A 21,848-nucleotide genomic window follows, 5' to 3' on the forward strand; every position below is an offset into this window, starting at 1 on the left:
CAATCGGGACCGGCTTTGGGATAGCCGTGGCATCGCGTATTGCTGTCCACCGGAGGTGAGGCCCATGCCCATTCGCCGTCTTGCCGCGCCCGTGTCCCTGGCTCTTTTGCTTGTCAGCCTGTCTGGCTGCGGCGCCATGAAATTTTCCTCGTCCGAACCCGCTGCCGGCGATTCCCTGGCCACGGGCAATGCCGCTTTCGACCGCAAGGATTACGCCACGGCCTGCCGCGAGTTGGCCAAGGCCGGCCCCGGCGCCGGAGCCGAGCTCCTGACCCGCACCGGGATCGCCTGCGCCAAGGACGGCCGGGAAAAGGCCGACCGCGCCTTTACCGCCGCCCTGTCCACCAACGGCGGGTATGCCCCGGCCATGGAGGGGCTTGGCCTGACGACCTTGGCCGAGGGCAACGCGGCCAAGGCCCGCGACCTGCTCGAGGCGGCTTCCCGGGCCGGCGGCAAGGATGCCCAGGCCGCCGTGGGCCTTGGCGACGCCCTGCTGCTCACGGGGCAGTGCGACAAGGCCTTGGCCGCCTATCAGGAGGCCCAGCGCCGCGACGCGGGACTGGCCGTGGCCAGGGCCCGGCTGGAGGCGGTGCGGACCTTGTGCGCCGCCCGGGGCAAGGCCACGCCGGCCGCGTCCTCGTCCGCGGCACCGTCGCGCGGGTCGGGTGCCACGGGTTCCGACCTGCAAGCCCCGTCGGCCCCGGCCGGCGGCCCGGGCAAGGAGGCCGGCAAGGCCAAACCGGCGCCGCGCACCATCGACCTCAACGACATCTAGTGTTGCGTCCCTTAAAAAATACGATGGTATTTTTTATGAAAAAATAATTATTCCTTGGTGTTGTATTCGAACAAGCAAATGTCCTCTTCGCGGACGCGACCCGAGTGCCGCGTCCGCGCCGTCCGCGCCTCCTTGCCTGGCGGACACGGAGTCGGGCGCGTGGTCTTTTCGAGACAGCCGGCGGATGGTGCAAGGGGGGCGCACCCCGGCGAAACGACAGGTGTTGCAGCGCAGGGGCGGGGCGGTCGGGCGGCATTTTACGGGTAAAGGCCTGGCGCCGGCGCGCGCCCGCGTCGCACCGTCAGGAGGCGGGCCGGTCGGCCTCGCGGTCCACGGCGGCTTTGGGCGGCAGGTCACCCGCGTCGCCGGCGGCCACGGGCAGTTCCACGACAAAGGACGTGCCGCGGGGCGGGTTGTCCTCGGCCCGGATGCTGCCGCCGTAGCGGTCCACGATCTGCTTGCAGATGGCCAGGCCGAGCCCCGTGCCCCGGGACGGGGAGTCGGCGGTCGTGTCGCCCCGGCGGGCCTGGTGGAATTTGTCGAAGATGCGTTCGCGTTCCTCGCGGGGGATGCCCGGGCCGGTGTCCGAGACGCGCAGCTCCAGCCGTCGCGTGGCCAGCAGGCTGGCCGAAAGCGTCACCACGCCCTCGCCGGTGTGGCGCACGGCGTTGGTGAGCAGGTTGATCAGCACCTGCATGAGCCGGTCCGGGTCCAGACGCAACGGCGGCAGCCGGGGCGGGATGTCCATGACCAGGGCCATGGCCTGGTTCTGTTCGTATTCGCCGGTGACGGCGTCGATGGCCGCCCGGGCCACGGCGGCCGCGTCCACGAGCCGGTCGTTCCAGTCCAGCCGGCCGGCCTCGATCTTGGACAGGTCGAGGAAGTCGTTGACGAGCCTGGTGAGGCGCGAGCCCTCGGCCTCGATGATGCCCAGGTTTTCGGCGATGCGCGCCCCCTTGCGCCGCAACTTGTCGCTGACCTCGGAAAAAGGCATGAAATCCTTGATGAAGTCCCGCCTGGTCAGCTTGGCGAACCCCAGCACCGAGGTCAGCGGCGTGCGCAGGTCATGGGTGACCGTGGCCAGGAACCCGGATTTGAGGGCATCGAGTTCGCGCAGCCGTTCGTTGGCCTTGGCCATATCCTCGGTCTGGCGGGCCAGGGCGTCGGTGCGTTCGTCCACCCGGCGTTCGAGGTCGCGGTTGAGGGCCTTGAGCCGGGATAGGGCCATGTTGCGGTCGGTGACGTCGTAAAACAGGGTGAGCAGCAGGGGTTTGCGGCCCGGCAGGCGCAGGGCGGCGCTGGTCGAGGAGAAAAATCTGCCGTCCAACGGGCTTTGGATCTCCATGGCCACCTGCTGCCCGTCGGCCACGGCCTCGCGCGGGCACCAGGGGCAGGGGGTGCTGCGGCCGTGGAAGATGGTGTGGCAGGGCTCGCCGAGGGGGTCGCGCCCGGCCCGCCGGGCCACGGGCGGGTTGGCGTAGACCACGCGCAGGTCCGGGTCGCAGGCGATGACATACCCCGGAAAGCCCGCTTCGAAGGCTTCGCGCCAGGCGGTCGCCCCGATGGTTTCGCGCACGGCGGCGTCGCGTTCGGCCAGGATGTCGAGGAGGGCGCCGATCCCCGCCGCATCCAGGCCGCGAAAGATGCGCAGGGCCGCGGCCATCTCCGCCGGGACGGCGAAATCGCCCGGCGCCAGGAACAGGACATGGACAGGGCGTCCCTCCAGGCCGGCCAGGGCCTCGTCCAGGCGGGCCTGGTCGGCCGGTTCGAACAGGGCAACAACGGCCATGTCGGGCAGGGCCTTGGCTTCGAGGCGGATCATGGTATCCAGGGAGAAGGCGGCGGTGCGCCTGCCCGGGGCGGCCAACCGGGCGGCCAGCAGGCGGGCGTCGCGATCCGGGCCGCCGCAGACGAGGACGCGGCTGCCACTCATGCCACGACTCCAGCCCTCGGCCCAAAAGCGTTCGCGGGGGTGGCGCAAAAAGGATCGCCCGGGGGGAAGCGGCGTGTCGGATGCACGGCGGACAACTCCATGCGCGGACCAAGCATGCAAGCCCTATGGTCAATCCGGACCCAGCATATAATTAGCATGTTCAGGGCTTTCAGGCAAGCGATCCCCGGCCGCCAATCCCGGGCGGGAGCGTTCGGTCGGCTCGGGCGGGTGGTTCAGGTCAGGCTGCGGCGGTCGATGCGCAGGCAAAGGCTCGGCAGGACCAGGCCCAGGGCCAGGGCCATGAGGATGTAGGTCATGGTCAGGAAATTGTGGCAGGCCTGGAAGAACGTGGCCGCGTCCTGGGTGTCGGCGAAGCGCATGAACCCGGTCATGGCCCGGAAGGCATAGGTTCCGGGGACCATGTTGATGACGCCGGGGATGGAAAAAAGATGAGTCGGCAACAGCAGCCGCTTGTGGGGCCAAAACGAGAACAGGCTCACGCTCGTGGCGGCCACAAGGGTGGCCAGCTCGGCGCCAAGGCCCAGGGCCAGGGCGATGGTGCGCAGCCCCATGCCCAGCGCGCCGCAGGCGGCGCACCAGCGCAACGTGCCCGGCGGGGCGTTGAAGAGGATGGCGAACCCCACCGAGGCGAGGGCGCCGCAAGGGGCCAGGTACAGGGTGTCGCTCACGAAGCCGGGAAGCGCCGTCACCAGATCCCCCGCAGGCTCAGGGCCAGCACCATGCCCAAAGCCAGGGCCATGACCATCACCAGGCCCATGACCGCCCGGGTCAGGCCCACCGTGACGTAGCCCCGGATGAATTCCTCGAAGGCGTCGATGAGCGGCACGCCGGGGATGAGATAGAGGACGCAGGCCGTTTCCACGATCTGGTGGTGGTCGGGGACGAGGGTGCCCAGGGCCAGGGCGGCCGAGGTGGCGACAAAGGCGCTGGCGGCGAAGACCAGCACCACGTTGAAGCGCAGGCTGGCCAGGAAAAACCGGGTATGGGCGCCCAGGAAGGCGGCCAGGGCCGTGGCCACGAAGGCCGCCGCGCCGCCGCCGAAGATGACGGCGAAGGCCCCGCAGGCCAGGGCCACGGCCAGGGCGCTGACCTGGCGCGGATAGACGGCCGTGGCGAAGCGCACGGCATTGACCCGTTCGGCCAGGTTGGCCGGGGCGCGGCCGTCGTGCTGGGCCTTCTTGGCCAGCCGGTAGATGGCGCCGATCTTGTTGAAATCCACGCCGTGGCCGTCGATGCTTTGCACCATGGTCAGGGTTTCCTGGCCGCGCACGACGGTGATGGTCAAGGCGTTGTGGGCCACGAAAATATGCAGGTGCTGGGGCCTTGCGCCCACGAGCAGGCTGTTGATGACGCGCCGGACCGTGACGATTTCGCCGCCCGCGCCGAACATGATCGCCCCGGCCCGGATGACCGGAGGCAGCACCGAGGCCAGGCTGGACGCGGCGGCTACGGCAGGGGCGACGGCCGGGCCGGACGCGGCGGGTACGGAAGGTTCGAACGGGGGCGGGGCGTCTGTCATGGCGTGTGCGGGGGGCAATGTTGGCGCAGGCTGCCCGAAGACTGCCCGCCACGGGGCCTTCTAAGCCGCTTCGCGGCCGGGCGCAACGGGAATCTGCCGGTCCCCGCCGGCCGGCGGGGTGCCGGCGGCGGCTGCCCGAGGGGGCTGCCCGAGGGGGCTAGGCAAGCCGGCGCTTCGAGCGTAAAGAGCCCGCGTTTTGCCAAGGAGCAGCTGTGCCGATCCGTATACGGAACCTCGCCGCGACGCTGTCGCGGGTCAGTCAACGCCCCGGGCTGCGCCACGCCCTGCGCACCGCCGCGGCCGCCGTGGCCACGCTGGCCCTGGTCACGGCCTTGCGCCTTCCCCAGGGCTACTGGGCCGTGGTCACGGCCGTCATCGTCATGCAGGCCAACCTCGGCGGCTCCATCCGGGCCTCCTGGACGCGCCTGGCCGGCACGGCCATCGGCGCCGTGTCCGGGGCCATGGCCGCCTACCTGGGCGGCCAGACCTGGTATGCCGTGGGCGGGGCGGTTTTCGTCACCCTGGCCGCCTGCACGAGCGTGGCCAGCCTGCGGGAAAGCTCCCGCGTGGCCGGCATCACGGCCGTCATCGTCATCCTGGCCGGCCATCCCGGGGCGTCGCCCTGGCAACTGGGCCTGGACCGCTTTTTCGAAATATCGCTCGGCATCCTCACCGCCCTGGCCGTTTCGGTGTTCGTGCTGCCCTCCCGGGCCAGCCGGGCTTTGGACCACGGCCTGGCCGCCGTCTTCGAGGACGTGGCCGCCTATTTCGCCCTGGTGGTCGAGGGGCGGCTGCGGGAGGACTATGTCGAGCGACAGGTATTCGCGCTCAAGGACCGCATCCTGCGCACCCTGGCCCGCTGCCGGGAACTGCGCCGCGAGGCCGGGGTGGAGGGGCGCAGCGGCGAGGCCGGGGCGCGGCGCTCCATGCTGCTGTACCGGGCCGAGCGCCTGTTCGAACACGTCCTGGCCATGGATCACGTGGCGGCCGAATGGCGGGGTTCGGGGCTTCATCGCCACCTGCCCGGGGAACTGGCCGGCCTGGAGGCGGCCACGGCGGCGGTGCTGACGGGGCTGGCCGGGTCGCTTCGCCGCAGCGAGCCCCTGCCCGGCCTGGAAACCCTCGGCGCCCGGGTCCGGGCCGCCCGGGACAAGCTGGGCGCCATGCGCCGCGAACGGACCCCGGCCGCCTATGATTTGAGCGAAGTCATGCACTTTTTCAGTTTCATGCACGGCATGCTCTCCTGCGCCGCCGACGCCGGCGAGATCGTGCGCCGCTTGCGGGCCGGCGAGGAGGACTGACCCGCGTTGCCCCTTGGCCCCGGCACTGCTACCTTTGAGGTGCGTACCGGACGGAGCCGGTCGCAGGGAGGCGGAAAACACATGCAGGCCTCGCAGCTTCTGGCCGCCGCGCGCCGGGTGCGCCTGGCCGGATTCCCTTTGGCCCGGGACACCCTGGCCGGCGGCTACCGTTCGGCCTATCGTGGCTTGGGCCTGGAATACGAGGAATCCCGCGAATACGCGCCCGGCGACGATGTGGCGGCCATGGACTGGAAGGTCACGGCCCGGCTTTCCCGGCCCTTCGTCAAGCGCTTTCGCGAGGAGCGCGCCCGCACGGTCATGCTGGCCGTGGACATAAGCGCCTCCATGGCCGCCGGGGCCGGGCCGGGCGATACGCCCTTTGCCGCGGCGCTCGCCGCCGTCATCCTGGCCCGAAGCGCGGCCGCAAGCCGCGACCGGGTCGGGCTGGTGCTTTTTTCCGACCGGGTGGAAGCCTTTGTCCCGCCCGGCAAGGGGCCGGGCCAGGAACAGGCCGTGGCCGCCGCCCTGGCCGGGACCGCACCGACGGGGCGCGGCACCGATCCCGGGCCGGCCCTGGCTTTGGTTGCGGCGACGCTGCCCCACCGCAGCCCGGTTTTTTGCATCTCCGATTTCGCGGGCGCCGATTTCGCCGCCGCCCTGGGCAAACTGGCCGCCCGCCACGACGTCACGGCCGTGGCCGTGTCCGGCGACGCGGCAAGGGAACTGCCGCCGGCGGGCATCGTCACCGTGGTCGAGGCCGAAACCGGCCGGCGCCTGACCCTCGATTGCGCCGGCCCGGCCGCCCGGGCCCGGCTGGCCGCAGCACACCAGCAGGCGCGTCAGGCCCGCCTCGACGCCCTGCGCCGGGCCGGGGCCGGGGTGGTGGCCATCGACCCGGCCGCCCATCCCGGCCCGGCCCTGGCCGCCCATTTCCGTGGCCGCGCCCAAGGGGCCGGATACGCCCGGCCGGGCCGGGGTAACGCCGCCCATGGATGACATCCGCGACATCAAGGGGCCGGTGCCGCTGCCCGAACCGGCCGGCCCGGTCGGCCTGCTTGCCGGGCTGGGCCTGACGGTGCTTGCCGGCCTGGCCGTATGGCGCTGGCGGCGGGGGCGGCACACACCCGCCCGGCTGGCCCTTCTGGCGGCTCGGCACGACCTGGACGGCCTGGAGCGCGAGGCACCGGGGCTTACCGACCGGGACTACTCCTTCCGCCTGGCCGCCATCGCCCGCGGGATTGTCTCCGTGCGCCTGGGCGTTTTTGCCACGGCCATGACCACGGCCGAACTCGAAGCGGTGCTGCCGCGCCTCGGCCCGGCCCTGGCCGGTGGTGCGGGCGAACTGCTGCGCCGGGCCGAGGCCGTCTGCTACGCCGGGCACCGCCTGGACGCCCAAACGCGCCGCCGCGACGCCCAAACCGCCAGGCGCCTGGCCACGGCCCCGCTGCCATGATCGCCCTGGCCCGCCCCGAATGGCTGTGGCTGCTGGCGGCCCTGCCCCTGTCCCTGCTTGTCCGGTGGCTGGGCCGGCCCGCGGCCCTGCCCGTGGCCGATATCGGCCCCTGGCGCGTTGCCGGGCGGCCGGGGCTTTGGGCCCGCCTGCCCATGGCCTGCCGCCTGCTGGGACTGGCCCTCGTCGCCTGTGCCCTGGCCGGGCCGCGCCTGGCCGGGGAGAGCCTGGCCTACCGGGGGCGCGGCGTGGACATCATGCTGGCCATCGATATCTCGGAATCCATGGCCGCCCTGGACATGGCCCTGGGCGACCGCACGGTCAGCCGCCTGGAGGCCGTGGTCGACCAGGCCGCGCGCTTCGCCCGGTCCCGGCCCGGGGACCGCATCGGCCTGGTGGCCTTCGCCAGCCGGGCCTATGTCGTTTTGCCGCCAAGCGCCGACCGCGAGGCGCTGGTCCGTGCCCTGTCGCGGCTGGCCGTCGGCGCGGCCGGCCGGCGCACGGCCACGGGCGATGCCGTGGCCCTGGCCGTCAAACGCCTGGACGGGGCAGTTGGGCTGGCCAAGGCGGTGGTCGTATTAAGTGACGGCCGGGCCAATGCCGGGGAGTTGCGTCCGGAAACGGCCGCCCTGGCCGCTGCCGACCGGGGCGTGGCCGTGCATACCGTGGGTGTGGGCGGCGACGGGCCGGCCCCCTTTCTGGTCAACCATCCCCTGCTTGGCCAGGAGATCGTGCGTGAGGACGCCAGTGTGGACACCTCGGCCCTGACCGAACTGGCCAGGGCCACGGGCGGCACGTTTTGGCGGGCAAGCGATCCCGACGGCCTGTCCCGGGCCATCGATGCCGTGGGGGCGCGCACGCCAAGCGACATGGTCCCCGTGGCCAGGGCCGAGGAGACGGCGCTGGCTCCCCTGGCCCTGGCCGTGGCCGTCTGCCTGCTCGTGGCCTGGGCCGAGCTGGCGGCGACGCGGTTCCTGAGGCTGCCGTGATGTTCGCCAGGCCGTTGTGGCTCGCCCTGCTGCTGGCCGTGCCCGTGGCCGCCGGCTTTTTGCACCTGGCGGCCCGTCGCCGCCATAGGGCCATGGCCGCTTTTCCCGGCCTTGGCCGCACGCCCGGGCGGGGCCTCAAAAACGCCCTGTTCCTGACCGGACTGACCTGCCTGTGCCTGGCCGCCGCCGGGCCGCGCGGGGCTGGCGAACCGGGAGTACCGGCGCCGGCCGGGCGGCTGTCGCTTGTTATCGCCCTGGACGTGTCACGCAGCATGCTGGCCCGGGACCTGAGCCCGGACCGGCTGGCCGCCGCCAAGGCCCTCGTCCTGGATGTCCTTTCCCGGCTGCCCGAGGCCGAGGTCGGCCTGGTGGGCTTTGCCGGCCGGGCCTGGCTGGCCTGTCCGCTGACGCGCGACCGGGCCGGGCTGGCCCTTTTTCTCGACAGCCTTTCCCCGGAGGCGGCGCCCCTGGGCGGCACCTCCATACCGGCCGCCCTGGAGGCCGCCCGGCTGGCCCTGGCCGCAACCGAGGCCGGGGCGGTGCTGCTCGTCTGCGACGGCGAGGACACGCTTGCCCCCCGCGACGGGGGCGAGCGTCGTCCGGGTGGCCCGCCGGTGGTCACCGTGGCCGTGGGCGGGCCGGTGCCGGTGCCGGTGCCGCTGGGGAAAAACGGGATGCTGCGCGACGCCTCGGGCGCGCCGGTCCTTGTGGGCGTGGGCGCGGCCTCCCTGGCCGCCGTGGCCCGGGAAACGGGCGGCCAGGCCTTTCGCCTGGCGCCGCAAGCGCCCGATCCCGCCGCGGGCGTGGCCGCCGCCCTGGCCGCCCTGGCCCCGCCGGCCAATGATACCGCAGCCGGTGCGTCCTCGCCGGACCGGACGCCGTTTTGGGGGCTTGTGGGCTTGCTGCTGTTGCTTGGCGATCTGAGCCTTGGGCCACGGACCGTGGTGGCCGCCCTGTGCCTGTGCCTCGGCCTGGCCGTGCCCGGCCTGGCCCTGGCCCGGTCGGCCGGGGACGAGGCCCAGGCCTTCGTGGCCAAGGGGCTCGACGCCTTTGCCGCCGGGGACGATACGGCCGCCCTGGAGGCGTTTTTGCGCGCCCGGGTCCTCGCCCCGGACAGCCCGGAGCTTTTGTTCGACGTCGGCGCGGCCAGCTATCGGCTGGGGCGTTTCGAGCGGGCCGGGGAACTCTTCGCCCGGGCGGCCGCCGCTGCGGCCACGCCGGTCCTGCGGGCCAAGGCCCTCTACAACCAGGGTAACGCCGCCTACCGCCAAGGCGATGCCCAGGCGGCCATGCGCCTCTACGAAGCGGCCCTGGCCGTCGCCCCCGACGATGCCGACGCCCGGGCCAATCTTGACTGGTTGCGCTCCCGGCTGCGGGCGCCGCAACCGGAACCGGACGCGGCCGATACCGGAAACAAACCGGGTCGGACGCCGCCCCCCGAAACGGGCAACGAGGGGCAGGCCGACCGTCCCGGTCAGGCGCCGGCCCCCGTGGGCCACGACGACGGGACCGGCGGCGAGGACGACCAGGCAACCGAGGCGGACCAGGCGCCCGGCCGGCCGGATACGACCGCCCCGGGGCGCCAGGCCGTGCCCCTGGCCGCCGCCAAGGGCCGCAAGGCCGGCGAGAAACAGGCCGCCAGCGCCGGCGGGGCGGACGATCCCATCCTGTCGCGGGTGCCCGACCGGGTGGGCCTGCCCGAAACGCCGGGCTACGGCCGGCCGACGGTGGAGAAGGACTGGTGAAGCGGTTTTTTCAGCCATGGGGTGCGACCCTGCTGGCCATCGGCCTGGCCCTGGCGGCCGGGGGCGCCCGGGCCCAGGCGCCTACGCCCATGCCTACGCCTACGGCTACGCCTACGCCTACGGCCACGGCTACGGCCGAAATCGACGGCCGGCCGGCCGTGGTCGGCCAGAGCCTGACCTTGCGGGTGACCATCCCCGGCCGGGAGGCGGCGGTCATCGGCGTGCCGGAGCTTACGGACTGGACCGTGACCCCGCGCGGGCGGGCGGTGGGCGCGCGCGGCCGGGATGGGGAAGCCGTCTCGGCCTACCGCTTCGAGCTCATTCCCCGGCGGGCGGGCGAATTGACCGTTCCGGCCCTGACCGTGGAAACGGGCGGGCAGCGCCTGACCACCGCCCCCGTCACCGTGCGGGTGGGGCCACGCCCCGCGCCGCCCAAGGGGCTGGCCGGGCGCGACCTGTTCCTGGACGTCTCCCTGGCCGCCGACAGACCGTATGTCGGCCAGGCCGTGGTCTACACCGTGTGCCTCTACCGGGCCGTGGCCGCCTCGGGCGTGTCCATCGAGCCGCCGGCCTTTCCCGGTTTCGCCGTGACGCCCTTGCCCGGGCAGCGCGACGGCGAACTGCGCCTGGGCGCCAAGGCCTACGTGACGGCCGCGATCGATTATCTGCTGACGCCGCTGCACGCCGGAGCGCAGTCCCTGGCCGGCCCCACGGCCCGGTTGCGCGGCCTGCCGGGCAGCCCCGGCGAAACCGTGCTGGCCGGCCCCGGCCGTGCGCTGACCGTGCGGGCACTACCGGCCTTCCAAGGCCCGGCGCCCTTTACGGGCCTGGTCGGGCGCCTGGAGCTGGCCTCGCGCCTGGTTCGCGCGGCCGGGGAGGGCGGGGCGGTCTACGAACTGGTCCTGTCCGGCCGGGGCAACCTCGACGCGGCTCGGCCGCCGGTGCTGGAGGCGCCGCCGGGCCTGACGGTCCGGGAGCTTCCCGCCGAGGGCGAGGTCGCGGCCACACCGGCGGGGTATTCGGGCAGCCGGGTCTTCCGCTATGCCCTGGGCGCCGAGGCGGCCGGGGCGTACGTCCTGCCGGCCGTGCGCCTGGCGGCCTTCGATCCCGAGGCCGATGCCTACCGCACCCTCGAAGCCGGGCCGCAAACCTTCGTCGCCGCGCCGTCGTCACCGGACCCCGGGACGGCGCCGGCCTTGCGCGGGACGGGTCGGGACCGGCCGGCCGGCCCGCCGGCCTGGGGCTGGCGGCTGGCCTGGGCGCTCTTTCCGCCGGCTGTCTACGGCCTGACCTTTTGGCCGGGCCGGCGCCGCACATCGAAGGCCTCGGCCGGGGAACCGGACGCCGTCCAGGCCGCCGAGGCCCTGCGCCGCGCCCTGGCCCGGGCCGAAACGGCGGGGCCGGGGCCGGACACGGCGGGCCTGTCGGTGCTGGCCCGGCTCGACAGGCTGCTCTACGCCGGACGGCCGGCCGCGCCCGGGGAACTGGAAGCCGCCCGGCGGGAAGCCCTGGCCGCGGCGCGAAGGATCGGGTCATGAGGGCCGTGCTGCTTGGCGCCTGGTGCGGCCTGCTGAGCCTGTACGTCCTGGCGGGCTGGGCCGTGGCCGGGGAGCGGGCCTTGGCCGGGGCGGCCCGGCAGGCCTACGGCGCGGGCGATTTCGCCGGCGCGGCCGAGGCCTTTGCCCAGGCCTTTGCCGCCGCACCGCAACAGGCCGGCCCGGCCTTTTGCCTGGACGCGGCCCTGGCCGCCCGGATGGCCGGGCAGCCCGGCTGGGCCGCTTTCTGGCTGCGCCAGGCCGCCCTGGCCGGGCCGGGAGACCCGGAAACGGTCGCGGCCCTGGCCGCCGCCGGCCTCGATGCCGGGGCGCTGTTCGCCGGCCCCTGGTTTCTGGCCGGGTGGCTGCCGGCATGGCTGCTGTGGCTGGCCGCCCTGGGGGCCAATGCCTGTTTCTGGCTGGCTTTGGCCGCCGGCCGGGTGTGGGGCCGTCGCCTGCCCCGGCCGTCGGTGCTGGCGGCGGGAGCGGCCGTGGCCGTGCTCTGGCTGGCGGTCGGCTGGGCGAGTCTGGCCGGGAGGCTGTGGCCCCGGGGGGTGGTGCTGGCCGAGGCGACCCTGGCCAGCGCCCCCGAGGCGGGGGCCGAGCCCCTGGGGGGGCTGGCCGCCGGGCAACTCGTGGCCATCGGCCGGGAGCGCGCCGGCCGGCTGCTTGTCCGCACCGGGGACGGCCGGGTGGGTTGGCTCTTCCGTGACCGGATCGCCACCTTGCGTCCGTAGGATATTACCCCCGCGCGCGGCGAAGCCTTGCGAAAAAGAGTCAATCTGCTATCGCAAGACCATCGCGCCAGCGCAACCCTTTCGGGACGGGATGTTTGTTCATGAAAGAGGCTTTGCTCCCAGTGGTGCGAACCGGTTTGGACCTGCATTTCGGCCGGCTCGCTTCGCGCACCCCCGAACCGGCGGCTAAACCGGTGCTTGCCGACGCTGCGTTGGATTTGGCCAGAGGCATAGGCGACCATCTGCTGCGGCAGGTGGACACCGGTGAGGTCGTTACCGACGTCATGCGCTATGCCATGGGACGCGACGATGCGTTGCCGCATTGGCTCGTCAACAAGGGATTGGTGGCCAGCCAAAACGATAGGGCCGCCCTGGAACAGGCCATACTCAAGCTGCTCAAAAACGCCTTCAATCAGCGGCGCTATTTCGATTATATCGTTGGTGAGATGTATTTTCATCGCTGGCGCTGGTTGCGGGAGGAAGACAAAGACCGCTGGCTCCTACACCGGCAAAGTGACGCCCGGGAGAACGTCTTTTGCATCGAACTCAACACCTTTGACTATGTCCTCAAGTTCGAGGACAGCGTTTTGGGCAAGATGCTCTCCGATCGAGACGTCTTCCACTGGTACGTCCGGTCCATCGGGTCGGTCGTCCTGCTGCCCCTGCTCTCGACGCCCGTGTTCGAATTCACCGCCCGCCTCATTGAGGCGAAGTACAAGACGCCGTTTATCGCCAAGCTGTTTCGCAAACTGTTCGCCGCGGCTGGGCAGGCACCGCCCGTGGACCGCTACGGCGTGTTGGTTCTCGGCGAGATCCCCAAGGCCTTCGGGTTGCGCGACTATCTCGACGCGATCCGGGGCGAAACGCCGGGGGTGTGTGGCGGCGATGTCGGCGCCCTGGAGGTTTTTCGCCATGTCCTGGAGCGGTTCGACAACTTAAGCGCCCGCCTGTCGTCGGACTCCCGGTTCCGCATGGGCGGCGATCCGCCCCAGGCGCTGGTCTGCCGGGTCGCCGCCATGTTCTGGCTGCGGCGCACCCTGGACGCGGCCAAGGCCATCCAGGAGAAAAAGGCCCCGCCCGCCCGGGGCATGCGCGTGGAGGAACGCACCGTCCTCGACGAGGCCTTCAAGCAGAAAAGCATCCTCTATTTCCGCCTGTTCGACGACCCCAACGATTCGGCCATCAATCCTTGCCATATCAAGGGGCTCGGCGACGCCTCCATGACCGTCCAGTCGCCGCGCGGCAACCGGCTCAACGAGGCCCGGCCCGGCCAGGAGGTCCACGGCTACTTTTCCATCGCCGGCGCCAACCGCAAAAGTACCTACCTCGATTTCCGTTCCAACGTGCTGGCCGTGGAGGAGGCCGACCCGTCCCATTGCCTGGTGGAACTGTCCCTGCCGGCCGCCTTCGAACTGACCAGGCGTTCCCACAAGCGCCTGCCCCTGGACCCGAGCCAGTTGGCCGCCTTCGAGATGGCCTCGCCGAGCCCGCAGGCGGACTGGGCCGCCTTCAGCACCATGGAGAAATGGCCGGCACCGTTTTGCATCATCCCCGACAGCGCCTCCCATTGCCACATCAGGGACCTGTCGGCCGGCGGCCTCATGCTGGAAATCCACCAGGACGCCCCGGCCCATGACTATTTCATCGACAGCAGCAAGGAGCATCCGCTGCTGGCGTTGATGCATCTGGTGGGCCGTACGGGCATCCCGGACCTCAAGCTCGGGCTGCGGCTGGAGGTCAAGCGCATTCGGGATTTTCCGCCGCTGCGCAAGAAGTACGTCGGGTTTCAATTCATGGAGGCCGGCGAAATCCGCCACGACCGGCTGGTGCGGTTCTCCCCGGTGGGCAAGGACGGCATTTTTCTGATAACCGACTGGATTTTCCGCAATACCATCGGGCGCTGACCGCTTGCGCCGGAGGCTTCCCATGTCCGTAATCGAACCGTCGCGGCTGGCCGAGGCGGCTTTGCGCGTGTCGGCCTTCCGGGCCGCCATGGCCACGGTCCTGGTGGGCCGGGCCGCGCTGGCCGACAGGCTGCTGACGGCCCTTGTCTGCCGGGGCCACGTGCTCATCGAGGGCGTGCCCGGCCTGGCCAAGACCTTGGCGGTCAAGACCCTGGCCACGGCCGTGCGGGCCGATTTCCGCCGGGTGCAGTTCACCCCGGACCTGTTGCCGGCCGATATCGCCGGCACCGAGGTCTACAAGCCGGCCACGGGCAGCTTCGTCGTGCGCAAGGGCCCGGTTTTCACCAACATCCTTCTGGCCGACGAGATCAACCGGGCGCCGTCCAAGGTCCAGTCGGCCTTGCTCGAGGCCATGGCCGAACGTCGGGTGACCATCGGCGGCGAAACCTTCCCCCTGCCCGAGCCCTTTTTCGTCCTGGCCACCCAGAACCCCATCGAGCAGGAAGGCACCTATCCCCTGCCCGAGGCCCAGGTGGACCGGTTCCTCTTGTGCCTGGTCCTGGGCTACCCCGCCCCGGACGAGGAAAAGGAGATCGTGCGCCGGGCCTGCCTGGCCGAGGCCCCGAGCGCGCCGGCCGCCCTTTCCCGCGAGGACGTGCTGGAGCTGGCGGCCCTGGCCGGGACGGTGCGCCTGGACGAGCGGCTCCTCGACTACATCGTGGCCCTGGTCGGGGCCACCCGGGAGCCCGTGCCGGCCGGCCTGGCCGCCCTTGGCGGCCGCATCGCCTACGGCGCCTCGCCCCGGGCGGCCATCGCCCTGGCCAGGACCGCCCGGGCCCGGGCCCTGCTCGACGGCCGGGACTACGTCACCCCGGGCGATATCAAGGCCATGGCCCCGGACGTGTTGCGCCACCGGATCTTGTGCACCTACGAGGCCCTGGCCGACGGCCTCACGCCCGCGGCCGTGACGGCCATGCTTCTGGACACGGTCCCGGTCCCGTGACGGCCCTGTTCCGGGACATGGTCGCGGTCCCGTGACGGCCCTGCTGCGGGACACGGCCCCTGTCCCGTAAAGGCCCTGTGCCAGGGGGCGGCCCCGGTCCCGGGACGGCGGGGTGATCGAGACGGGTGACGCGCCTTGCCCGGTGGCTCGGTTGCCGTTATCATCATGTCGTGTGGCCGGGGCAGCCTTTCCCCTGCCCGAAACGATGGCAGTGGCGGCGGTGCGACATGGCCAAGGTTCCCATCGACGAACTGCAGCCGGGTCTGGTGCTTGGCGCGGACGTGTGCGGCAAAAACGGCCGGATGCTGCTGTCCGCCGGCACGGTCTTGTTGCCCAACCACCTGCGGGTGCTGCGCATCTGGGGAGTGAGCGCCGTTTGCCTGGCCCCGGGCGGGGAGCCCCCGGCAACGGCCGTTCCCGACGCCGGCGGCGAGGCGGCGCCTTCGCCCAACGACGTCTGGCAGGCCCTGGACGCCCGGTTCGTCCTCACCGACCGGGCTCATCCGGCCGTGGCGGCCCTGTACGGGTTTTGCCTGCGCGACCTGGCCCGGGCCGACCGTTGCCCGGTGCCGGCGGTGGCCCCGCCCCCGGTGGAGGCCGGGGAAGCCGAGCCGCTCCCGCCCGGCCCCGAGGCCTTGGTGGCCGACGACCCCTCCCTGGCCAGCTTTCCGGACATCTATTTCCGCCTGCGCGAGGCCATCGACGACCCCGGCGCCTCGGCCGGCCGCATCGCCGGCATCATCGGCGACGACCCCAGCCTGGCCGCCCGGCTCCTGCGCCTGGCCAACAGCCCGTTCTACGGCCTGGCCCGGCCCATCGATTCCCTGGCCCGGGGCGTCATGCGCATCGGGGCCGGGGAGCTGGCCCAACTGGCCCTGGGCGTGGCCGTGGTGGACCGGTTCCGGGACATACCCTCCTGCTGCCTGACCATGCGCCAGATCTGGGAGCATGCCGTGGGCTGCGGCGCCCTGGCCCGGGTGCTCGGCGCCCATGTCGGCGGCCTGTCCCAGGAACGGCTGTTCGTGGCCGGGCTGCTCCACGACCTGGGCCGGCTGGTGCTGCTGCGGCGCCTGCCCCGCACCATGTCCCGGGCCATGCGCCTGGCCTGGGAACGGGGCGAACCGCTGGTCGCGGCCGAGCGGGCGCTTTTGGGCTTTGACCACGCCGCCGTGGGCCGGGCGCTGCTCGCCCAGTGGCACCTGCCGCCGGAACTGGCCAGCGCCGTGGGCGGGCATCACCTGGCCGGCGGCGCGGACCTGGACGCGGCCATCGTCCATGTGGCCGACGTGGCCACCGTGGCCTTGGGCCTGGGGTCCAACGGCTCGCCCCTGGTGCCGCCCCTTGACGGCGCGGCCTGGGAACGGCTGGGGATCGAACCGAGCCTGCTGGCCGTAGCCCTGTCCCAGGCCCGGCGGCAGGTGGACGACATCGTGGCCAGCCTGGTCGGGTAGGGGACCGTGGACGACGCCGCGCGCATCGCCTTTCTCACCGCCCGGGTGGAGAGCCTGTCCCGGGAAAAGGAAGAGGCGCTTGCGGCCCTGGCCGCCGCCGCCGGGCTCGGCCATTTCGACACCAGCTATTCCCGCCTGGAAAGCCCGCAGCCCATCCTGGCCGAGATCGCCGGCCGGGTCCGGGACTTGCTGCCCCTGGAGGCGGTGGCGCTGTTTCTGGTCGACGAGGCCAGCCACGACATGGTCCTGTCCCTGGCGCTGGGCCAGGCGCCGGGCTTCGACCCCGAGGCGGAACTGGATTCGCTCATCGACGACCATTCCCTGGCCCTGGTCCTGGACCAGCCGGGGCCGGCGTTTTTTCGCGCCCGCGGCCGGGACGGGCGCCTGGCCGTCCATCGCCTGGCCACGCCGTCCCGGGTCCGGGGCGTGTGCCTGGGGCTGTTGCGCCAGGGGAGCCAGGAGGCCACGGACCAGGCCCTGGCCCTTTTTACCGTGGTCCTCAATGCCGGGGCGGCCGCCCTGGAGAGCTATTTCCTCTACCGCCACCTCTCCGCCGCCAACCAGGGCCTGGAACGCAAGGTGGCCGAACGCACGGCCGCGCTGCGGCGGGCCTACGATGAGGTCCGGGTCATCATCGATTCCCTGCCGGCCGGGGTGGCGGTCATCGACCCGGCCAGCCACGCCGTGGTGGACATCAATCCGGCCGGCGCGGCCATGGTCGGCCGGGGCTGGGAGGAACTGGTCGGCCGGGAGTGCTTCGACTGCTTCTGCCCGGCCCAGCGAGGCAACTGCCCGATCATCGACGGCGGCCAGACGCTTTCCTGCGTGGAACGGCGCATCCGCGACGCCACGGGCCGCGAGATCCTCATCCTCAAGACCGCCGTGCGGGCCAGCCTGGCCGGCCGGGACTGCGTCATCGAAAGCTTCGTCGACATCTCCGAGCAAAAAAAGCTCGAATCCTTGCGCGAGGACGTGGAGCGCATGACCCGCCACGACCTCAAGGCCCCCCTGACCGGCATCATCGGCCTGCCCGACGTGCTCATGGACGACCCGGACCTGCCGGGCCATGTCCGGCCGTTGCTCGGCATGATCAAGGAATCCGGGCTCAAGATGCTCGGCATGATCAACCTGTCCCTGGACCTCTACAAGATGGAGGCCGGGACGTACGTGCTCGATCCCCGGCCGGTGGACCTGTGCCGGGTCCTGGAGAGCGTGGCCGGCGACCTGGCCCCCCTGACCCGGGCCAAGGCCGTGGCCATCCGGTTCGAGACCGACGGCGCGTCCGGCCTGGCGGGGCCGGTCACCGTGCTCGGCGAGGAGCTGCTTTTTTTCTCGCTGTTCGCCAACCTGCTCAAAAACGCCGTGGAAGCCTCGCCCCGGGACGGCGAAGTGGCGGTCGCGGTGCTCGGGCGGGACATGGTCCTGGTGAGCCTGCACAACGCCGGGGCCGTGCCCGAGGCTATCCGCGACCGGTTCTTCGAGAAATACGCCACCAGCGGCAAGGCCGGCGGCACCGGGCTTGGCGCCTACAGCGCCCGGCTCATCGTGGAAAGCCTCGGCGGCACCATAAGCTGCGTCAGCGACGAGGCCGCCGGTACCACGCTGTGCTGCATGCTGCCGCGCCCGGCCGGCGCATCGGTGCGGCCCTGACGGCGCCTCTTCCGGTTCTCTTTCGCAGGCAGGACCGGCGCTGCGTCTACCAAACAGATAGAGTTGTATAAGTTTCGAGCTTGACGGGCGTCATGCGCCGGATTTGGTCTTAGGCCGGCGCCTCGGCCCCGGCCGTGGCCAGGGGCAGGCTGACCAGGCAGCGCGTGCCGTGGTCGAGCAGGCTCATGGCGATGGCCCCGGAATACTTGCGGGCGATGGTCTTGGCCGTGGCCAGGCCCATGCCCGTGCCCTGGGGGTCCGAGGAGTGGAAGGGGCTGAAGATGCGGGTGAGGTCTTCGGCCGACAGGGTCTGGCCGGTGTTGTCGATGGAAAGGGTGGCAAATCCCGGCCGGCCCGGGCTTTCCCGGCAGGTCAGGCGCACCTGGGGGTCGCCCGGGGCGGCGTAGCGGTAGGCGTTGTCCAAAAGCGCCCCGAGCAGGGCGTCGAGGTCCGAGGGCGACAGCGCCAGGGCCAGGTCGGACGGGACGATGTCCGCCGAGAAGGCCGTGTCCTGGCGGCCGGGCAGGGCGGCCACCCGGCTGCGGACGATGTCGAGCAAGGCCGCCAGGGGCGTGGCCGCCGGGGCCGGCTCCCGGGCCGTGACGTCCATGTACCGGGACACGGACCGGGCCAGGGCCTCGAGGCGGGCCGCCTCGTCGAGCACCACCTGGGCCGCCTCGGCCACGTCCGGCTCCTGGCCGTGCCGCCGCAGCAGGCGCCGGGCCTGGCCGCCGATGGCCGCGATGGGGTTGCGCACCTGGTGGGCGATGCCCTGGACCACCTCCAGTTCGCAGCGCGTGGCAAAGGTCACGTAGGCGTCGGTTTCCACCAGCAGGCTGCAATCGACCATGGCGTCGATGGCCCGCAAGGCCTCGGGCAACTCGGGGGCGGGCAGGACGGCGGCCGCCCGTTCGTGCAGGTGGCGCCGGGCCAGGGCGTAGGCCGTGCTGACCAGGCGGTGGTCCACGTTGTGGGCCACGTGGGCCTGGCCGCTGCGCCACAGCCGGGTGAGGAGCGCCTCGCCGAGGCCCTGGGCGAAAAGCCCCGAGAACCACTCCTCCCAGTTGCGCCGCAGCTTGGCCGGGTCGGGCAGGCTTTCCTGGATGATGCGCAATTGGGGCATCTCACGCACGAAGGCCTGGATGCGGTCGGCGAAATCACCGGGGGCGGCGCCGAGGCTCGCGGCGTAGCGGGCCAGCGGGTTTCCCTCGAGCTCGGACAGGCCAAGCAGTTCCCGGAAGCGGGACAGGCGTTCGGTGGGCAGGTCGGCGGGGGGCATGGACGTCTCCTTGGCGCGACGGGTTGGGGCAGGCACTGGCCTGGCCGCAGGATAGACGAGCCCGGCGGCTGCCACAAGCAGTGGCTGAGGCGACGTACGGAACACGATTGGGCGACATTGCCGGGCCGTGGACCGGGCCGTGTTGCCAACGCGCGGGAAATGGGGCACAGCATCACAACGCAGCCCCGGCTCCGGTGCGGGGCCGAATCCAACTGCGCGGCAAGGAGTCCCGTATGAGCGATCTGATCGTCGTCGGCTATGATGATGCCTTCAAGGCCGAGGAAGTGCGCCTCAAACTGCTCAAGATGCAAAAGGAATACCTGGTCGATCTGGAGGACGCCGTGGTCGCCGTCAAGGACAAGGACGGCAAGATCAAACTGCACCAGATGTACCACCTGGCCGCTTCCGGGGCGGTGGGCGGCGGCTTCTGGGGAGCGCTCATCGGGCTTATCTTCATGATGCCGGTGCTCGGCGCGGTGGTGGGCGCGGCTTCTGGCGCGGCCGCCGGGGCCCTGACCGATGTCGGCATCGACGACGACTTCATGAAAAAGCTGGCCGAGACCCTGACCCCCGGTTCCTCGGTCCTGTTCGTGCTCATCCGCAAGATGACCGAGGACAAGGTCCTCGACGAACTCAAGGGCACGGGCGGCAAGGTGCTCCAGACCTCCCTGTCCCACGACGACGAGGCCAAGCTCCAGGAAGCCCTGGCCGCCGCCGGCGCCGCCTCCTGAGCAACGTCCGCCAAGGCTCCGTCTCCCCGAGGACGGGGGGCCATATGCCGCTGGCGGCCTGTCGCCGCAAGCAATGTCCACCAAGGCCCCGCCTCGCCGGAGACGGGGCTTTTTTTATCGCCCGCGCCCGGTGTCGCGGAGCATACCGGGACACCACCAGGTGCCTTCTTCCGCCGGGGCCAAGGCGGGGGTATCTTCGTCGGCCAGGGCCGGGAAGCCCGGCCGCGAGGAGGCGACCATGAAGACGCTTTTCGATACCGTGTCCGTCAAGGGCGTGGCCTTTCCCAACCGGCTGCTGCGCTCGGCCACCTGGGAACGGCTGGCCGACCCGCAGGGTGCCGTCACCCCCGAACTGGAACGCTGCGACGCGCGGCAGATCGCCGGCGGCATCGGCGGGTTTATTGTCAGCGCGACGTACCTGAGCCCCGACGCCAGGGCCATCCCCGGCCAGATCGGGCTGTGCGGCCCGCAGCACCTGCCGGGCCACGGCCGACTGACCGCCGCCGGCCGGGCCGCCGGCGTGCCCATGCTGCTGCAACTGGCCCATGCCGGCCGCGACGGCGCCCTGCTGGCCGTGAGCGAGCCGAGCACGGCACAGCTGGACGCCTTGCCGGCGCTTTTCGCCCACGGCACCCGCCTGGCCCGGGAGGCGGGCTACGCCGGGGCGCAAATCCACAGCGCCCACGGCTATTTTCTCAGCCAATTCCTGCATCCCGGCCTCAACCGCCGCACCGACGCTTACGGCGGCTCGCCGGCCGGGCGGCGCAAGCTGCTCCTGGACATCCACGCGGCCATGCGGGCCGCCGTGGGCGAGGATTTCCTGCTTTCCGTCAAGCTCGACTGCCGGGACCTGGACGGGACGCCGGGGGTGTTCGAGGCCTGCCTGGAGGCGGCGCAAGCCCTGGACGCGGCCGGGATCGACCTGGTGGAGGTAAGCGGCCTTGGCGGCAACCGGGGGCTGTGCGACGGCCCGCAGCAGGCCGAATCGGTCCTGGCCCCCGAGGCCGCGGCCGTGGCGGCGGCCATCCGCGCGCCGGTGGCCCTGGTCGGGGCCAACCGGTCGCCCGAAGTGATGGAGCGCATCGCCAACGAAACGGCGATCGCCTTTTTCTCCCTGTCCCGGCCGCTTTTGTGCGAGCCAGAACTGCCCCGGCGCTGGCGGGAAGGGGACCGGTCGCCCAGCCGGTGCGTGTCCTGTGGCGGCTGCTACGACGCGGCCGGCAACCGCTGCCTGTTCGCCGAGGCCTGAGGCGGCGGCTTGCGTCCCCAAAGACGCTTTTGGCCCCGTCCCCAGGGGGGCGGGGCCAATACCGGCGCCCGGGGGCGGGCGATCAGGCCCGGTTGACGGCGCCGTTGAAGGTGATGGAGACGATTTCGTAATTGATCTTGCCGCGCGGGGCGTCCACCACGATCTCGTCGCCCTCACGCTTGCCGAGCAAGGCCTGGCCCACGGGCGAAAGGATGGAAATGGTGCCCTTGCTGGGTTCGGACTCGTCCGGGCCGAGCAGGGTGTACTTCTTCATGTCGCCGGTATCCACGTCCTCGATTTCCACGGTGGCGCCGAAGATGACCTGGTCGCCGTCGAGGCTGGCCAGGTCGATGACGTTGAAGCGCGGCATACGGGATTCGATGAAATTGATGCGGGCCTCGAGCATGCCTTGGCGTTCGCGGGCGGCCTCGTAGCCGGCGTTCTCGCGCAGGTCGCCCTCTTCGCGGGCTTCCTTGATGGCCTGGATGACTTCGGGCCGCTCCTTTTTCAGTCGCTCCAGTTCACGCTCGAGTTTTCTGAAGCCTTCAATGGTAATGGGAATGCTGTCCATCGTCA

The 21,848-nt window shown here is 71.8% G+C and carries 19 protein-coding genes; 14 read left to right on the forward strand and 5 right to left on the reverse strand.

Annotation, left to right across the window (positions count from 1 at the left end; genetic code table 11):
• The first annotated feature begins 64 nt into the window (after positions 1-64).
• Positions 65-775, forward strand: a complete 711-nt coding sequence (locus tag ACP59X_RS05225) for a tetratricopeptide repeat protein (protein WP_428565784.1) — start codon at positions 65-67, stop codon at positions 773-775.
• 301 nt (positions 776-1,076) lie between these two features.
• On the opposite strand, the gene ACP59X_RS05230 is transcribed toward ACP59X_RS05225, so the two are convergent.
• The 3 genes from ACP59X_RS05230 to ACP59X_RS05240 all read right to left on the reverse strand — a co-directional run bounded on the left by ACP59X_RS05230 (position 1,077) and on the right by ACP59X_RS05240 (position 4,248).
• A complete protein-coding gene (locus ACP59X_RS05230; protein WP_428565786.1) occupies positions 1,077-2,708 on the reverse strand; it encodes a sensor histidine kinase in 1,632 nt (543 codons plus the stop codon).
• Between the two features lie 233 nt (positions 2,709-2,941).
• A complete protein-coding gene (locus tag ACP59X_RS05235; RefSeq protein WP_428565788.1) occupies positions 2,942-3,397 on the reverse strand; it encodes a threonine/serine exporter family protein in 456 nt (151 codons plus the stop codon).
• A 17-nt stretch (positions 3,398-3,414) separates the two neighbouring features.
• The gene (locus tag ACP59X_RS05240; protein ID WP_428565790.1) at positions 3,415-4,248 is read right to left on the reverse strand and encodes a threonine/serine exporter family protein; all 834 of its coding nucleotides are present in this window, start codon (positions 4,246-4,248) and stop codon (positions 3,415-3,417) included.
• Positions 4,249-4,460: 212 nt separating this feature from the next.
• Between ACP59X_RS05240 and ACP59X_RS05245 the strand changes: the two genes are divergently transcribed.
• The 11 genes from ACP59X_RS05245 (at position 4,461) to ACP59X_RS05295 (ending at position 18,013) form a co-directional block, all read left to right on the forward strand.
• Positions 4,461-5,549: an FUSC family protein gene (locus ACP59X_RS05245; RefSeq protein ID WP_428565792.1), complete on the forward strand. Its 1,089-nt coding sequence runs from the start codon at positions 4,461-4,463 to the stop codon at positions 5,547-5,549.
• Positions 5,550-5,630: 81 nt separating this feature from the next.
• Positions 5,631-6,545, forward strand: coding sequence for a DUF58 domain-containing protein (locus ACP59X_RS05250; RefSeq protein ID WP_428565794.1), 915 nt, complete (start codon positions 5,631-5,633; stop codon positions 6,543-6,545).
• A complete protein-coding gene (locus ACP59X_RS05255; protein ID WP_428565796.1) occupies positions 6,538-7,002 on the forward strand; it encodes a hypothetical protein in 465 nt (154 codons plus the stop codon). The genes ACP59X_RS05250 and ACP59X_RS05255 overlap by 8 nt, the downstream gene beginning before the upstream one ends.
• On the forward strand, positions 6,999-7,988 hold the full coding sequence (locus tag ACP59X_RS05260; protein ID WP_428565798.1) for a VWA domain-containing protein: 990 nt from the start codon (positions 6,999-7,001) through the stop codon (positions 7,986-7,988). Before ACP59X_RS05255 ends, ACP59X_RS05260 begins: the two co-directional genes overlap by 4 nt.
• Positions 7,988-9,733, forward strand: coding sequence for a VWA domain-containing protein (locus tag ACP59X_RS05265; RefSeq protein WP_428565800.1), 1,746 nt, complete (start codon positions 7,988-7,990; stop codon positions 9,731-9,733). The genes ACP59X_RS05260 and ACP59X_RS05265 overlap by 1 nt, the downstream gene beginning before the upstream one ends.
• Complete coding sequence (locus tag ACP59X_RS05270) at positions 9,730-11,271, forward strand: BatD family protein (RefSeq protein ID WP_428565802.1); 1,542 nt, start codon at positions 9,730-9,732, stop codon at positions 11,269-11,271. Before ACP59X_RS05265 ends, ACP59X_RS05270 begins: the two co-directional genes overlap by 4 nt.
• The gene (locus ACP59X_RS05275) at positions 11,268-12,005 is read left to right on the forward strand and encodes a hypothetical protein (protein WP_428565804.1); all 738 of its coding nucleotides are present in this window, start codon (positions 11,268-11,270) and stop codon (positions 12,003-12,005) included. Before ACP59X_RS05270 ends, ACP59X_RS05275 begins: the two co-directional genes overlap by 4 nt.
• Before the next feature lie 101 nt (positions 12,006-12,106).
• A complete protein-coding gene (locus ACP59X_RS05280) occupies positions 12,107-13,909 on the forward strand; it encodes a PilZ domain-containing protein (RefSeq protein WP_428565806.1) in 1,803 nt (600 codons plus the stop codon).
• Between the two features lie 22 nt (positions 13,910-13,931).
• Positions 13,932-14,912 carry an AAA family ATPase gene (locus tag ACP59X_RS05285; protein WP_428565809.1) on the forward strand — a complete coding sequence of 327 codons (981 nt, stop codon included), beginning with the start codon at positions 13,932-13,934 and terminating at the stop codon, positions 14,910-14,912.
• A gap of 227 nt (positions 14,913-15,139) precedes the next feature.
• Positions 15,140-16,363, forward strand: a complete 1,224-nt coding sequence (locus tag ACP59X_RS05290) for an HDOD domain-containing protein (protein WP_428565812.1) — start codon at positions 15,140-15,142, stop codon at positions 16,361-16,363.
• A 6-nt stretch (positions 16,364-16,369) separates the two neighbouring features.
• Positions 16,370-18,013: a sensor histidine kinase gene (locus ACP59X_RS05295; RefSeq protein ID WP_428565814.1), complete on the forward strand. Its 1,644-nt coding sequence runs from the start codon at positions 16,370-16,372 to the stop codon at positions 18,011-18,013.
• 109 nt (positions 18,014-18,122) lie between these two features.
• Here the strand turns inward: ACP59X_RS05295 and ACP59X_RS05300 are convergent, their stop codons facing one another.
• Positions 18,123-19,292 carry a sensor histidine kinase gene (locus ACP59X_RS05300; RefSeq protein WP_428565816.1) on the reverse strand — a complete coding sequence of 390 codons (1,170 nt, stop codon included), beginning with the start codon at positions 19,290-19,292 and terminating at the stop codon, positions 18,123-18,125.
• Positions 19,293-19,525: 233 nt separating this feature from the next.
• Here ACP59X_RS05300 and ACP59X_RS05305 point away from each other — a divergent pair, with 233 nt between their 5' ends.
• Entirely contained in the window at positions 19,526-20,023 is a 498-nt protein-coding gene (locus ACP59X_RS05305) for a DUF1269 domain-containing protein (protein ID WP_428565819.1), read from the forward strand.
• A 238-nt stretch (positions 20,024-20,261) separates the two neighbouring features.
• Entirely contained in the window at positions 20,262-21,272 is a 1,011-nt protein-coding gene (locus ACP59X_RS05310) for an oxidoreductase (RefSeq protein ID WP_428565821.1), read from the forward strand.
• A gap of 82 nt (positions 21,273-21,354) precedes the next feature.
• Here the strand turns inward: ACP59X_RS05310 and greA are convergent, their stop codons facing one another.
• Positions 21,355-21,843 carry a transcription elongation factor GreA gene (gene greA, locus ACP59X_RS05315; protein WP_428565823.1) on the reverse strand — a complete coding sequence of 163 codons (489 nt, stop codon included), beginning with the start codon at positions 21,841-21,843 and terminating at the stop codon, positions 21,355-21,357.
• Between the last annotated feature and the right edge of the window lie 5 nt (positions 21,844-21,848).

It is taken from the genome of Solidesulfovibrio sp. DCME (assembly GCF_049995385.1).
GTDB lineage: Bacteria > Desulfobacterota > Desulfovibrionia > Desulfovibrionales > Desulfovibrionaceae > Solidesulfovibrio.